The following is a 15,406-nucleotide window of genomic DNA, read 5'->3' as shown; positions in this document are numbered from 1 at the left end:
CGATGAACTGGCGCGCACTGACGGCCCCGGCGGCCAGGACCCTGTACCCCGTGCACCGGCTGCACGGGGCAGTACTCTTGTTGTTGCTCCTGTCCACGCTTGTTCTGGGGATGGGTAATTCACTCCACTCCCGCCTGCTGTGGGTCGGTGAGCAGACCTGGCCAAACTATTACCTGCTGAACCCCGACGCCACTGAGCCGACCTGTCAGCTGGAAATGGACGTTGACGCCGAAGTGCGCAAACGGGTGGAAGCCTACAAGCCCGATCCGGATGATTTGTTCAGTTCGCCGCCCAATCCGGAGGCTATCCGGACCTCCCTTGAACGCAACCTTGAGCTTTGTAGGCAGGAGCACGCGGCTTACAAACAGAATCTCAGGCACGCCACCCCGGCCCTCGGGGTGTTCAAGAGTGTGGAGCAGGGGCTGGCGGATTTCCTGCTGGAAAACATCGGGCTCACCAAGTATCTGTTCATCGCCATGTTCGCCCTGGCGGCGGCGGTTGCGGCCCTGGATGCCGACCATATCGCATTGCGTCTGCCAAGGAATCGCGCTGAGTGGCGGTTGAGTCAGGCGGTTCAGTTTGCCGTAAACGGGCTGATGGTGGCGTCTCTGAATGCCTATCTTGGCCGGTTGGCCGGTTCGCCGGGATCGGAATCGACGAGCCAGCTCCAGTACGCCTGGGCGGCTGTGTTTGGCCTGTTTATGGTGATCAATGCGGTGCGTTTTGTGAACGTGCCGGAACGGATGAAGGCGGGAAGTCTTGCACTGTCCTCTGGCCTGGTCCTGCCGCTGCACAGCGTCATGGGCCTGATTGCCATGAGTTACTTCTTCCTGGTGGATGGCTACGCCTCCGGGCTCGCCATCTACTTCGGGATGATGTCGAACCTGTCCTCGATGTTTATCAACATCGGCTTGTATGTCCTCGTGGGTATGGTCCTGAAGCAGACTCGCCTGCCAGAGCTGCTGCTGGACGTGATCAAACCCTGGAATCTTCCGTCGCCCATGCTGGCGTCCGTGATTATTTTCGCAACCGCCTTTCCCACCGCGTTCACCGGCGCCTCGGGAATATTTATTCTCGCTGTGGGCGGCGTGGTTTACGACGAACTCCGCCGCGCCGGTGCCGGGCGCCAGCTTTCCCTGGCCACGACGGCCATGTCGGGGAGCCTGGGTGTCGTGCTCAATCCATCCCTGTTGGTTGTGGTCGTCGCGGCACTGAACAAGGAAGTCACAACCACGGAAATGTATGGCTGGGGTTTCTGGGTATTCATCATGTCAGCCACGCTGTTTTCCCTGGTTGTCTGCAAGACCGAGGGAAACTGGAAACCCAGGCCCGCGCCCGGGGCGTTCCGCGCATCGGTTCTCCAGATGAAACCGCTGTTACCCTACGTGTTGGTTACCGCCGGTGTCATTCTGGCTATCTGGGGAGTGCTCGGGCTTCGGTTCAATGAATACAGCGCGCCGCTGATTCTGCCGCTGGTAATGCTGGCGCTGGTTTTTCTGGATGCCAACCGGGACAGCCGGGGCGATGATGAAACCCGCCTGAAGGCGCTCTGGAACCGGAGTTCCGCTGCCGCCAGCGACTCCGCCGTTCATATCGGCGCCTTGCTGGCCCTCATCGGTTTTTCAATCAGCCTCGGGGGGATTCTTGAACGCTCGGACGTCGTCCACGCCCTGTTCCCGGAGAGCCTGACCAGCCCGTGGATTGCCATGCTGGTGATTGTGGTGATGCTCACGGTCATCGGCATGGTCATGGATCCGTTCGGTGCGGTGATCCTGGTGTCAGCAACCATTGCCCAGCCGGCGATTCAACTGGGGATTGATCCGCTGCATTTCTGGATTGTCTGCCTGGTGGCGTTCGAGCTCGGCTACCTGAGCCCGCCGGTGGCACTGAACCATCTGCTGACCCGCCAGGTGGTGGGCGAGACGGAGGTGCTGGCGGCCGAACGCACCGGCTCCTTCTGGCACCGCTACGAGCGCTTGCTGCTGCCTCTGGCGGTGATGGGGCCGACGCTGCTGGTGGCGGCGTTTGTGCCGTTGCTGTTCTACGCGTTGTAACGTTGAAAGGCTAATTTGCAAGCCGTCTGGAGGGAGCTTCAGGCGGCTTTTTTGCGCCCAGGGGGCTCCAGCCCACATATCGGTTAACACTCAGTAAATAACACATCGGTTGGGATGGGGTATGCTGTTGAAAAAGGTGGGGAGTGTTGTTTATGGCGCTGGCGTCGGTTCCCGGCAAGGTTGGTAAAACATCCATGACCATGGCGCTTGGTTTCGTACTGGCCGGGTGTGGTGGAGGCTCCGGGGGCGGAGAGCCATCAGCTCAGGTTGCTCTCGCCGGAACTATCGACATCGAGGCGGGCACCCGTGTCGATGCTGATAACGCGGATGCCTTGCTTGGGCGTGACCCGCTGACCACGGCGCAGCTCTTACCGCCTGAGTTTATTCTTGCTGGCTATGTGAGCGATACCTTGCAGGTCAGGGACTATCCCCTATTGCCCGGGCAGTTTGACGCCTTCCGGTACTTTCCTGATCGAGAGGATCGGTATATGGCATCGTTGCAGGCCGGTTTGGAACTCACCCTGCAGAGCTTTACCACGAGGCTTGGAACGGCATCTGATATGCTGCTGAGCGTAGAAGCGCCTGACGGCACGACTGTCGGGCAGGCAACTGCACCCGGTAACGGGGCGTCCGTAAGCATCGTCCTTAACAGCGAACAGGTGGGTGACTACACAGTCTCTGTTAAAGCGCTTGGTGAGTCGCCTATGCTGTATATCCTCTCTTCATCGAGAACAGAAACCATCAACGCTACGGCCTATGACTGGCCAAAACACCCATTCGTTCAGGATGAGGCGATTGTTTCCCTGCGCGATCCCGGCGTCCGAAGCAGCGGGCTTCCAGCCAGTGCACTGATGGCATCAGGGCACCAGATTGCCCCCGGGCTCTGGACGGTCCGGCGACCCTCCGGCGTTGCTGCCATGGGTCAGGGTAGCCGGGCGGAACAAACCCTTGCCTGGATCCGGCGTCTGAAAGACGATCCGACGGTTGAGCATGCCTCGCCAAATTACATGACCCGCGCGCTGGCCACGCCGGTGGATGAGCCCTTTTACGCGAGCCGGGTGCTGGGGCAGCAGTGGCATTACAGCCTGATTAACGGCCCGGTGGCCTGGCAGCTCGCCCCCGGTGGCGGAGCGGGTGTTAACGTTGCGGTCCTGGACACTGGCTTGTTCCGGGATAGCGGGCAGTGGCACCCGGACCTGATGGCCAATGTCATTGCCGGCTTCGATGCCATAGACGGCGATGGTTTTCCCGCCGATCCAGGAAATGCTGTGGGCGGCAGCGTTTACCACGGCACCCATGTTGCTGGCACCGTGGCGGCTGCCGTTAATGGCAGTGGCGGCGCCGGTATTGCCTTTGGCTCAAGCCTGATGCCGGTGCGGGTGTTGGGCGAGGGTGGTTCTGGCACGCTGGCTGATCTGCTTGAGGGCATGCAGTGGGTGCTGGGTGATCAGTCGAGGCGGTCCGCAGATATCGTTAATCTTAGCCTGGGTGGATTGCCTTGCGGTGATCCCGCTATTTCCTCGGTCAATCCTGATGACAACTTCACGAGTCTCCAGGAATTTATCAATGCAGGTGTCGCCGACGGTATTGTCTATGTTGCCGCAGCGGGCAACTCGGCCACCAGCGAGCCTTCCTGTCCGGCGGCCCTGGAAAACGTATTCTCGGTCAGCGCCGTGGATGGTGCCGGACGCCTTTCATCCTATTCAAATTTTGGTGGCGCGATTGATCTTGCCGCGCCGGGGGGCGACGCCAGCCGTGATGGCAATGCCGATGGGCAGGGCGACCTGGTCAGCAGCACCAGCGCCGCTTTCGTGAATGATCGACTGCAGCCGGTCTATCGCGGGTTACAGGGAACGTCCATGGCCGCGCCCCATGTGTCTGGCGTCTTGGCGCTTATGAAAGAAGCCAGTCCGATACTGAATTCTCCCGCCATCGAAGGCTATCTCAGAAATGGAGATCTGACTGCACCACCCTGTGAACCGGGCTGCAGCCGAACCGACCAGTTGGGCTATGGTGTTCTGGATGCGGGCAAAGCTGTTCAGGCTGTGCTTTCCGGAAATCCGCCGGAGCTACTGACGGCATCGCCGGCGGTAGTGAACCTCTCCTCGGAGGCTGGATTATCAGCAAGCGAGAGCATTGAACTGTCACCGTTGGGCAATTATGCGATCACGATCACCGGGATTTCTGCTTCAGATGACTGGTTTACCGCTTCATTGGCATCCGGAACGCTTCCATTTGAGATGAATTCGGGCAACTCGCCTGCCCAGCTAGCTCTGGTCCTGGACCCGGCGGAGCTCAAGCCCGGGGTGTCTTCCCGAGGTGTTCTTGGAATTACCTACGATTCCGGCACCGAATCTCAGGCGATTCTGACGGTACCCGTGATCGGCCGACAGGTCACCGATCAACAGGCCCGGGACGCTGGCCGGCATTTTGTTTTGCTGGTGGAACCGGAACCCGATCCTCAAACCAATACTTTTGTGACCGTGGGCCAGGCGGTCGCCACGGTAAACGAAGGCCGGTATCAGTTTGAGTTCCTTCCGGACGACGGCCAGGCCCCAGAGCTGCAGAACGAAGTGCCGCCGGGCGAGTACTTCCTGGTTGCCGGAACCGATCTCGATAACGATGGGTTGATCTGTCATTCTGGCGAGGCTTGCGCCGAATACCCGGTTGCCGGTTTGCGGCAGGTGGTCGAAGTGCGCGAGAACCAGCCGGTGACCGGGCTTCGCATGACCACGAGCTATTCCAGACCGGCCCTGTCTGTGAATTTGCCTGCGCTTCTGCCCAGGCCGGATTTCACCGGTTACCGGTTACTCCCGGAGCAGGCGGGTAGTCAGTCCACCCGCGTCAAGGCGATCCAGGCTCCATGAACGTGAAACCGCTGATTCGTGGCAGTCTGATGGCGGCCGTGGTCCTGAGTGCCGGCTGTGCTGTCAGTCAGACCGGGACCGCTGCCGGCGCGCCTTTGGCCAGGCAGGTTGCCCAGTCGGGCCATTGCGGTCTGACTGCGCCCGGGTATCTCCATATCGGCAGCCCGGAGGGGTTGGCGCGTCTTGAGGCGCTGCCGGCGCGCACCTTTTCACTGCAGGCGCTCCGGGATATTGATTATCAGCGAGAACATGTTGTGCTTGCCTCCATCGGGCAACAGCCAACAGGAGGCTTCGGAGTGACACTGGAGGGTTCGGAAGTTGCGGATGGAACCCTGCAACTCACCATAAGGGTTACCGAACCGGCCCCCGGAACCATGGTCACCCAGGCCCTGACCACCCCCTGTGCGGTTATTGCAGTAGCCGCCGAAGGCTGGAACGATATCCGGATCACCCGCGCCGAAAACAACCGTTGATCTTTCTTTGCGAATCCCTAAGCTATGGCTCAGCTTTTCATATCAATCGCGGAGTCAGTTCCTGCCCATGAGCCAGCAACAATATAACGCCGATGCTATTGAAGTACTGAGTGGCCTGGATCCGGTGCGCAAGCGCCCAGGGATGTACACAGACACCAGTCGGCCCAATCACCTGGCACAGGAAGTGATTGATAACAGTGTGGATGAGGCCCTGGCGGGCCACGCCCGACGTATTGACGTGGTGCTTTACAGTGATGGCTCTCTGAGTGTCGAGGACGATGGCCGGGGCATGCCGGTGGATCTTCATAAAGAAGAGGGCCTGCCGGGGGTTGAGCTGATCCTGACCCGCCTCCACGCCGGTGGCAAGTTCTCCCAGGGCAACTACAGCTTCTCCGGTGGCCTGCACGGTGTGGGTGTTTCCGTAGTGAATGCCCTGTCCTCGCATCTGGAAGTCACTATCAGGCGGGACGGCCAACTGCACCGGATGACCTTTGCCAATGGCGAGAAGGCCTCCGAGTTGGAAGTGATCGACACGGTGGGCAAGCGCAACACCGGTACCCGCCTGAAGTTCACGCCCGACGTGACATACTTTGACAGCCCCAGTTTTTCCGTCAGCCGGCTTCGCCATAACCTGCGCGCCAAGGCCGTTTTGTGCCCGGGCCTGACGGTGACTTTCCTGCAGGAAAAGACCGGCGAAAAAGATGAATGGTGTTATGAGGGCGGCTTGCGGGATTACCTGCTGACTGCGTTGGCCGACATTGAAGCCGTGCCACTGGAACCGTTCACCGGCAGCTTTTCCGGTAACAAGGAAGCCGTGGACTGGGCCATTCAATGGCTGCCGGAAGGCGGTGAATCGGTCATGGAAAGCTATGTAAACCTGATTCCGACCGCCCAGGGGGGCACCCATGTGAACGGTCTGCGCACCGGCCTGCTCGAAGCCATGCGTGAGTTCTGTGAATTCCGCAACCTGCTGCCCCGTGGCGTGAAACTCTCCCCTGAGGATATCTGGGAGCGGGCGGCGTATGTACTCTCCTTCAAGATGCAGGAGCCGCAGTTTTCCGGGCAGACCAAGGAGCGCCTTTCCTCCAGGGAAGCGGCGGCCTTTATCTCCGGCGTGGTCAAGGACGCCTTCAGTCTCTGGCTGAACCAGCACACCGACGTGGCGGAAGCACTGGCGGAGCTGTTTATCAATAATGCCCAGCGTCGTCTTCGAGCCAGCAAGAAGGTGGCACGTAAAAGGGTGACATCCGGCCCGGCCTTGCCCGGCAAGCTGGCGGACTGCTCTGGTAGCGATACCGCCCGTTCCGAACTGTTTCTGGTGGAGGGTGACTCCGCCGGTGGCTCCGCAAAACAGGCCAGGGATCGTGAATTTCAGGCGGTGATGCCACTGCGAGGCAAGATCCTGAACACCTGGGAAGTGGACTCGGGCGAGATCCTGGCGTCCCAGGAGGTGCATGATATCGCCGTGGCTATTGGCGTGGATCCTGGCTCAGATCAGCTGGACGGTCTCCGTTACAACAAGGTTTGCATCCTCGCGGATGCCGATTCCGACGGCCTGCACATTGCCACACTCTTGTGCGCGCTGTTTGTCAAACACTTCCGTCCGGTGGTTGCCGCCGGCCACGTCTTCGTTGCCATGCCGCCCCTGTACCGGGTGGATCTGGGCAAGGAAACCTTCTATGCCCTTGATGAGCACGAGAAGCAGGGCATTATTGACCGCATTGCGGCAGAGAAGCGCAAGGGCAGGATTTCAGTTACCCGCTTCAAGGGTCTCGGTGAAATGAATCCGCTGCAGCTTCGTGAAACCACCATGGCACCGGATACCCGGCGCCTGGTGATGCTGACCATTGAAGACGGTGACGATACCGACAGCCGCATGGATATGCTGCTCGGCAAGAAGCGCGCATCTGATCGCAGGGCGTGGCTGGAAGCCTACGGCAACATGGCGGATATCGCAGTCTGATATTCCCTTGCGCGCTATAAAAAGCATCCTTTATTCTTTCTAAGTATTCTTCAAACTCGTTATCCTGCCAGTTTTCTGATCGGGAAGAACCGTTGATGGACTGGCAAGGCTGGTTTGCGCTGGGCCTCGCAGGCACTGCGCTGATACTGATGAGCTCAGGGCGATTTGCGCCCCATCTGGTTATGATGGGTGTGCTTGTGGTGCTCAGTGTCAGCGGTATTGTCTCTGCCGACCAGGCCCTGGCCGGTTTCAGTAACAGTGGTCTTATCACCGTTGTCGCCATGTTTGTGGTGGCGGCTGGCATCCATCACTCCGGCGGTGTGGATCTGCTGGTACACCACCTGCTTCGCAATCCCAAAACAGTCCGTTCCGCCCAGGTGCGGATTGCGCTTCCGGTGTCTCTTTTGAGCGGCTTCCTGAATAACACCCCTGTTGTGGCTACCATGATTCCGGCGGTCCACGCCTGGTCCCGGAAAATTGGCATTTCCCCCTCCAAGTTAATGATTCCCCTGAGCTATTCAGCAATTCTCGGGGGTACCCTCACGCTGATCGGCACCAGCACAAACCTGGTGGTCAATGGTCAGTACCAGCAATTGACCGGCGGGCAGGGCTTCTCCATCTTCTCCATTACCGCCGTGGGTCTGCCGGTCGCAATTATCGGCGTGTCCGCGTTGCTGATCTTTATGCCCAGAGCGCTTCCTGACCGTAAGGATCAGCAGAAGTTCGGCAGCATGCGGGAGTTCACTCTGGAAGTGGCGGTATCGTTCGACGGCCCTCTGGTGGGCAAAAGCGTTGGCGAAGCGGGACTTCGGGAGCTGGAACGGCTTTATCTGGTTGAAATTGAGCGTGATGGCAGCGTGGTAACGGCGGTGCCGTCCGAAGAACGGCTCAGAGGTGGTGATCGCCTCGTGTTCGCCGGTGATACCCAGGCTATTTCGGATCTGCTTCGTATCAACGGCATCGTACCCTCCGTTCATGAAGATGAGCCGAGCCTGAGCAAGGACAGGGCGGAGCGGCGCCTGGTCGAGGCGGCCTTGTCGCCCCAGTCTGATGTGCTTGGACTGACCATCCGGGATGCCCGTTTTAGGGACCGTTATGGCGCGGTGGTCCTGGCCGTTGCCAGGGGAGGGGAGCGGGTATCCGGCAATTTGGGCAACATTCGCCTGAAGCCAGGCGACGTGCTGCTGCTGGAAGCCCGGCCAGCGTTTGTCAGTCGCCAGCGCTACAACAAGGATTTCCTGCTGATCAACGACCTGGAAACAGAAACCCCCCGGCATGATCGCGCCTGGCTGTCCTGGGGTATCCTGTTGGTTCTGGTTGGCCTGGCAGCCTGCGGCATCCTGAGCCTGCTGAACGCCGCATTGCTGGGCGCGGCGCTGATGATTCTGTCAGGCTGCTGTTCGGTCGGTCAGGCCCAGAAATCGGTGGATGTGCCTGTGATTCTGACCATCGCTGCGTCTTTTGCGATGGGTGCGGCGCTGGAACAGACCGGTGCCGCAAGCTTTGTCGCCAAGGGCATCCTGGAACTCAGCCAGGGGCATGAGTTGCTCACGATCTTTCTGGTTTACTTTGCTGTGTCGGTGCTGACGGAAGTGATCACCAACAACGCCGCGGCTGTACTGATTCTTCCAGTTGTACTTTCCATGACTGGCAGTATGGGAGTGGCGCCAGAGCCGTTTGTGATTGCCGTAATGATGGCCGCGTCGGCGAGCTTTGCCACGCCTTTGGGGTACCAGACCAACATGATGGTGTTCGGTCCCGGCGGTTATCGGTTCAGTGATTTTGTTCGTGTCGGGGTGCCAATGAATGTGTTTATTGGGCTGGTAACGGTTGCGGTTATTGCCATGGTCTACGGCATAAACCCGGGCCTATAAGGGCGGCGTTGCGGGGTTGGCGAGAATGTCGCAGCACAGGACCTGCAACTTTCCATTCTGGCAGTAGCCGAGTGAAAGGGTAATGCACATGTAGGCGCCGGTAACACAGAGGTAGGGTGCCGTTACGTGCAGGTTTTCTGGCTGGGCCAGTGCCTGGCGCAGATACTGCTGGCGGAACCAGTCAGCGCTGCTGGTGCTCTCCAGGGGTTTGAAGCGCGGGTCCAGGCTGCGGGTGCCGGTGTCGGATATCAGTGTGTCATCAATCTGTACGCCCTTGTCATCCACCAGATAGCACCTCGAAACTGCCGGGTGGTTCAGCAGTTCCAGGCAGGATTCCTGCATACTTTGGCCGTTACGCAGCTTCGTGATGGCATGATCAAAGAAACCGCTGAAAAACTCCACCAACTGGCGTGTCGGGTCCAGGGTGACCTGATTGCGAGTCTTGTATTCCTGCAGCAGTTGGTCGAAATCCGCAGGTGCGTGGGCAAGCTGGTCCAGGTCTGTGCTTGGCTTGCGGAAATAGAAACCCTGAACAAAGTCGACACCCGCATCAATGGCGATCATCGCCTGGTCATGGGTTTCCACGCCTTCCAGCAGTACCAGGCAGCCGGACTGATGCAGAAGTGACACAATCCCGTTGAGAATCTGGCGGGCCTTGTGATCTTCTGTTGCCCGGGTCAGCAGTTTCCGGTCCAGCTTCACGATATCCGGCGACAGATTCCAGATCCGCTCAAAGTTGGAATGGCCGGCGCCAAAGTCGTCGATGGCGGTGAGACAACCCAGTTTTTTGTAATAGGCGACTGTTTCCCGAAGCCTCTGTGCGTCATCCGTCGGTTGCTCCACGATCTCCATCACAATTCGGTGCGGAGGAAGGCCGGTTTTGGCGAGTAGCTGTCCAAAAAAAGAATCTGCCTGACTGCCGCTGGTGACTACCTGCGGCGATACGTTCAGAAACAGCCAGTTCAGTTGGTCGCTGATGCCACTGTAGTTGCGTATATGAAGATACCGGCAGAGACGGTCCAGCAGCAGGTTCTCCGCGGTGGAATCGGGAAGCTGAAACAGGTGCAGCGGGAGAACGGCCGAGTTGTCGTTGTCAAAGGCGCGGATAAGCGCTTCGTAGCCGACGATCCGTTTATGGGAAATGCTGTAGATGGGCTGAAGCGCCGTTCTGAGTGTAAGCCCCCGGAAATCAGCGGTCCATCTGTCGCCTTCCCTTTTCAGCATAGGGGATAACAGCTCCACTTCCGGAGCCGTCAGCTTTTCAGGGAGGCGTTTCGACATAGATGATTCTGGTTAATTAAACGAATGCATCAGCCGCCCGAATCAGACGCCTGAACTGTCTTGTATCAGTACGGATATTTCTGAAAAATCCTGAAGTTACTGATAGTTGGAAGGAAGACTGCCAAAAAATCGCGGCTATTACCACTGTTTCATGTAGAAACTGGAAACGGTTTGTATCTTTTGTGGCCAGGCAGTGCAGATTGCGGTCAGTCTGATCATGCAGAGAATTAAAACCCGACGGCCCGGGAGGACCGCCAGGCAATCAGTTGTTGCTGGGCACAACCACGCTTTCGTCGAATTCAAGTTCCACGTCTTGTCCTCTCGGTCAATGAGGCCCCCCGACGGGGCATTGAAATATGCTTAAAGTTTATCGTTGCTATAATTTTGAGCAATCCGTAATACCCGTATGCGACCAAAGGCAAAGATTATGAGAGATTGGTCAGAAATTCAGAGGTAAGGCAGCAGCAAAAATTCGCGTAACGCCCGGGAGTTGGGCATCAATGAAATAAACATGGAAAATAAGCATGGAAAAGGCCCTGCCTGCTTGCGCTGTAGCGATGGCACTTGCGGGCGCAGCTCATGCCGATGAACACAGTGGCACCTGCGCAGCGAAGACTTCCTTTACGTTGATGAGTTCCGGCTGGCCACATTCAGGCGCAGGCGGGTGGTGGTTGATGGTGAAGGTGACGCCGACATTACTGGCGACCTGACCCTGCGGGGCGTTACCAGGGAAGTGACGCTGGATGCGGGAATGGTCGGCCACGGTGCAGACCCCGGGTGTTCATTTCCTTCCTGGGTCCCCGTTCATTTCTGGGTAAGGGGAGTAATTCAAAGCGGGGACTTACCGTGTGACGGATCGTGGGATTCTTGTGCCGGTTCACACGGCTTGCAGAGGTGGCGCTGGCGCCAGAACTGTCCCGCAAAGATGACCAGCCAGATCAGTAAGCCCGCCCAGAGATAGGGCTCGGGGACCTGGAAGCTGCCACTGATTGCAAACTCCACGAGGAGCATCAGCGCCACTGCCAGAACCGCATTCACCAGGGCCGTGGCCATGGCGAGCCCGCAGGCTTTGAGATTGGGTTTCATAGTGTTCCGCTTGTCAGATGAGTAAAACGGTCTTCTATTCACTGTTGGCGAGCATACGGTGCACCTTACAGACTCTCCATGCGGGAATTCCGCTATTGGAATCAGTCCCCTCTGCGACAAATCGCCGGTTTTGGCCAATAAATCCGCAGGTTGTTGGTGTATCGACGCTGCGCTCCATATAATGTGGCCTCTCTCGCGCCGGTGACTGTTTCAGGCGCGGGGAGTAGCATCACTGGCGTTATTCAAATCAGGCAAAAGAGGCATCCATGCCAGAGTTCCAGACAACGGATGAAGGCTTTGAGCGGGTATCGCTCCGGGATTACACGGAAAAGGCCTATCTCGACTATTCCATGTACGTCATTCTTGACCGGGCGCTTCCCAATGTGGGCGACGGGCTGAAACCGGTACAGCGTCGGATTGTCTACGCGATGTCCGAGCTGGGGCTGAAATCCACGTCCAAGTACAAGAAGTCTGCCCGTACTGTGGGTGACGTGTTGGGCAAGTTCCACCCCCACGGTGACAGCGCCTGTTATGAAGCCATGGTGCTGATGGCGCAGCCGTTCTCCTATCGTTATCCACTGGTGGACGGGCAGGGTAACTGGGGGTCGCCGGACGATCCCAAATCGTTTGCCGCCATGCGCTACACCGAATCCCGCCTGGCGCCTTTTGCCGAAGCACTGCTGGGCGAGCTCGCCCAGGGCACGGTGGACTGGGTGCCCAATTTCGATGGCACCATGGATGAGCCCTCGGTACTGCCCGCCAGGCTCCCTCACGTGCTTCTGAACGGCACTACCGGTATTGCCGTCGGTATGGCCACCGATATTCCGCCCCACAACGTGCGGGAAGTCACCGCCGCCTGCATCCGTTTGCTGGACCAGCCCGATGCAACCGTTGATGAGCTCTGCGAGCACATCAAGGGGCCGGATTTCCCGACCTATGCGGAGATTATTACCCCGCGCAAGGATATCCGGCAGATGTATGAAACCGGCCGCGGTTCGCTTCGCATGCGTGCCCGCTGGATTCGTGAAAGCGGCGAAATTGTGGTGACGGATCTGCCGCATCAGGTGTCCGGCGCCCGGGTGCTGGAGCAGATTGCCCATCAGATGCAGACCAAAAAGCTGCCGATGGTGGCAGACCTCCGCGATGAATCCGACCACGAAAATCCGACCCGTCTGGTCGTTGTGCCCCGCTCCAGCCGGGTGGATCTCGATGGCCTGATGGCACACCTGTTTGCCAGCACCGATCTTGAGAAAACCTATCGGGTGAACATCAATGTGATCGGCAATGATGGCAGGCCGGGCGTCAAGGGCCTGCATCGGATCCTGACTGAATGGCTGACGTTCCGCAGGACCACCGTTATCCGTCGTCTTGAGCATCGTCTTGAGAAAGTCCTGGCGCGTCTGCACCTCCTCGAAGGCCTGCTGATTGCCTATCTCAATATCGATGAGGTTATTGAGATAATCCGCAACGAAGACACGCCCAAGGCCAAGTTGATGGCCCGCTTCGGGTTGTCTGCAGACCAGGCCGAGGCCATCCTCGAACTGAAGCTTCGTCATTTGGCCAGGCTTGAGGAGATGAAAATCCGTGGTGAGCAGGATGAGCTGTCAGCGGAGCGGGATGAACTTCAGTCGATTCTTGGCTCCGAAGATCGTCTGCGGGAACTGATCAAGAACGAATTGAAGGCGGACGCCGAAAACTTCGGCGATGACCGTCGCTCTCCGATTGTAGAGCGAGAGGAAGCCCGCGCCTTCAGTGAAGTGGATCTGATCTCGAATGACCCGGTCACCGTGGTGCTGTCCGATAAAGGCTGGGTTCGTGCCGCAAAGGGCCATGACATCGAGCCCGAAGGCCTGAGTTACAAGGCCGGCGACCGATTTGCGCTGGCGGCGAGAGGGCGAACCAATCAGCAGGCGATCTTCCTGGATTCCACCGGACGCGCCTATTCGCTGATGGCCCATAGCCTGCCGTCGGCCAGGGGGCAAGGGGAGCCTCTAACCGGCCGGATCAACCCGCCTTCTGGTGCCAGGTTCGCGGGACTGTTGATGGGAGATCCGGCTCGCAAGACCTTGTTGGTCACTGACGGCGGCTATGGTTTCGTGACGTCACTGAACGACATGATCAGCAAAAACCGCAACGGCAAGGCGGTGGTGAGTGTCCCCAGGGGAGCAAGGATCCTGCCTCCTGTCGTCATACCGGCCACCGGAAAAACGCTGTATCTGGGGGCTGTGTCCAACGAGGGGCGAATGCTGGTGTTCCCGCTGGGCGAGTTACCGGAACTGGCCAAGGGCAAGGGAAACAAGATCATCAGCATACCGGCTGCACGGGTTCAGAACCGCGAAGAATACGTGGTCTCGGTTGTGGTATTTGCCGAGGATGACCAGCTCGAGATCCGGGCTGGAAAACGCAAGATGGGGCTGCAATTCAGCGACCTTGAGCATTACCTCGGTGAGCGTGGGCGCCGCGGTCACAAACTGCCCCGGGGCCTGCAGCGGGTCGACGCCATTGAGGTGATTCCTTCCGCCGCCCGGGTCCGGGAAGAGGCGGGTTCCGAAAGTGAGGGGTCCGAAAGTGAGTGAACTGGTACTGATCAATGTTTCCGGGCGGGACAAACCCGGCCTCACATCGGAAATCACCGGCATCATGGGTCGCTACGATGTGCGGATTCTCGATATCGGCCAGGCGGTGATTCACGATCATCTCACCTGGGGTATCCTGATCGATATTCCGGACGAATCCAAATCCTCACCGGTGATCCGGGACCTGCTGTTCCGGCTCCACGCCCTGGATCTGCAAGTCCGGTTTGCGCCGATCAGCGTTGAGGAATACCAGTCCTGGGCCGCGGCCCGGAATCGCGCCTGTTACATCGTGACCCTGCTTTCCCGGGACATCAAGGCCGAACAGATCGCCCGGGTATCCGCCATTACAGCCCGCCATGGGCTGAACATCGACAACATCTCCAGGCTCTCGGCGAGGCCATCACTGAACGCCTCCGATAACCGGATCGCCTGCGTGGAGTTCTCGGTTCGTGGCACGCCTTCGGACCTTGGGCAATTGCGCGCGGACTTCCTCCATATTGCCGGTGAAATGAATGTGGATATCGCCTTCCAGGAGGATTCGATTTTCCGGCGCAACCGCCGCCTGGTGGTCTTCGATATGGATTCCACGCTGATCGAAGCCGAGGTGATCGATGAGCTGGCCATGGAAGCCGGAGTAGGGGAGCAGGTGGCGGATATTACCGAAAGGGCCATGCAGGGCGAGCTGGATTTCAGCCAGAGCTTTGCCGAGCGCCTGGCGCTGCTCAAAGGGCTGGATGAATCGGTACTGGAAGATATTGCCAATCGTTTGCGCATGACCGAAGGGGCGGAGCAGCTCATTCTCAGCCTCAAGGCCCTGGGTTATCGGACCGCGATTCTGTCTGGCGGGTTTAGCTATTTCGCCCGTCATCTGCAGCGCAAGCTGGGGATCGATTACATCTATGCCAACGAGCTGGAAACCGAGAACGGTAAGGTGACCGGCCGGGTCGCCGGGCAGATTGTCGATGGCAAGCGCAAAGCCGAACTGTTGCTGGAAATTGCTGAAAAAGAGCACATCTCCAGGGAGCAGGTTATTGCGGTGGGCGATGGCGCCAACGACCTTCCGATGCTGAGCCAGGCCGGGCTGGGTGTTGCGTTCCGGGCCAAGCCCCTGGTTAAGGAATCGGCCCGTCACTCCATCTCGACACTGGGGCTGGATGCGATCCTGTATCTGATCGGTTTCCGGGAAAGCGAAACCAGTCAGGGGCTTGATCAGGCAGACAACTGAGCCGGTC

9 protein-coding genes and 1 pseudogene are annotated in these 15,406 nt (G+C 58.7%); 8 read left to right on the top strand and 2 right to left on the bottom strand.

What is annotated here, in order from left to right; translation table 11 throughout:
• The first annotated feature begins 2 nt into the window (after positions 1-2).
• From QPL96_RS01470 to QPL96_RS01450, 5 genes are all read left to right on the top strand, one after another.
• Positions 3-2,054, top strand: coding sequence for a TRAP transporter large permease subunit (locus QPL96_RS01470; RefSeq protein WP_303285086.1), 2,052 nt, complete (start codon positions 3-5; stop codon positions 2,052-2,054).
• Between the two features lie 152 nt (positions 2,055-2,206).
• On the top strand, positions 2,207-4,921 hold the full coding sequence (locus QPL96_RS01465) for a S8 family serine peptidase (protein ID WP_303285085.1): 2,715 nt from the start codon (positions 2,207-2,209) through the stop codon (positions 4,919-4,921).
• Complete coding sequence (locus QPL96_RS01460; protein WP_303285084.1) at positions 4,918-5,394, top strand: protease complex subunit PrcB family protein; 477 nt, start codon at positions 4,918-4,920, stop codon at positions 5,392-5,394. The genes QPL96_RS01465 and QPL96_RS01460 overlap by 4 nt, the downstream gene beginning before the upstream one ends.
• Positions 5,395-5,461: 67 nt before the next feature.
• Positions 5,462-7,357 (top strand): DNA topoisomerase IV subunit B, encoded by a 1,896-nt coding sequence (parE, locus tag QPL96_RS01455; RefSeq protein WP_303285083.1) that lies wholly within the window; start codon positions 5,462-5,464, stop codon positions 7,355-7,357.
• Positions 7,358-7,452: 95 nt separating this feature from the next.
• The gene (locus QPL96_RS01450; protein ID WP_303285081.1) at positions 7,453-9,231 is read left to right on the top strand and encodes an SLC13 family permease; all 1,779 of its coding nucleotides are present in this window, start codon (positions 7,453-7,455) and stop codon (positions 9,229-9,231) included.
• Here the strand turns inward: QPL96_RS01450 and QPL96_RS01445 are convergent.
• Positions 9,226-10,512, bottom strand: coding sequence for an EAL domain-containing protein (locus tag QPL96_RS01445; protein ID WP_303285080.1), 1,287 nt, complete (start codon positions 10,510-10,512; stop codon positions 9,226-9,228). The two genes, QPL96_RS01450 and QPL96_RS01445, sit on opposite strands and share 6 nt — an antisense overlap.
• A gap of 601 nt (positions 10,513-11,113) precedes the next feature.
• On the opposite strand from QPL96_RS01445, the pseudogene QPL96_RS19385 reads away from it, so the two are divergent.
• Positions 11,114-11,218: pseudogene (locus QPL96_RS19385) on the top strand (hypothetical protein); the annotation flags it as partial.
• A gap of 122 nt (positions 11,219-11,340) precedes the next feature.
• Here QPL96_RS19385 and QPL96_RS01435 read toward each other — a convergent pair.
• Positions 11,341-11,598, bottom strand: coding sequence for a hypothetical protein (locus tag QPL96_RS01435; RefSeq protein ID WP_303285079.1), 258 nt, complete (start codon positions 11,596-11,598; stop codon positions 11,341-11,343).
• A gap of 266 nt (positions 11,599-11,864) precedes the next feature.
• Between QPL96_RS01435 and parC the strand changes: the two genes are divergently transcribed.
• Together parC and serB are read left to right on the top strand one after the other, a co-directional pair.
• On the top strand, positions 11,865-14,174 hold the full coding sequence (parC, locus tag QPL96_RS01430; RefSeq protein ID WP_303285078.1) for a DNA topoisomerase IV subunit A: 2,310 nt from the start codon (positions 11,865-11,867) through the stop codon (positions 14,172-14,174).
• Entirely contained in the window at positions 14,167-15,399 is a 1,233-nt protein-coding gene (gene serB / locus QPL96_RS01425; RefSeq protein ID WP_303285077.1) for a phosphoserine phosphatase SerB, read from the top strand. The genes parC and serB overlap by 8 nt, the downstream gene beginning before the upstream one ends.
• Positions 15,400-15,406 lie beyond the last annotated feature (7 nt).

Source organism: Marinobacter sp. SS8-8 (genome assembly GCF_030540945.1).
Lineage (GTDB): Bacteria > Pseudomonadota > Gammaproteobacteria > Pseudomonadales > Oleiphilaceae > Marinobacter.
The sequence above is the reverse complement of the archived record's forward strand: the minus strand, read 5'-3'. Positions and strand labels throughout refer to the sequence as shown.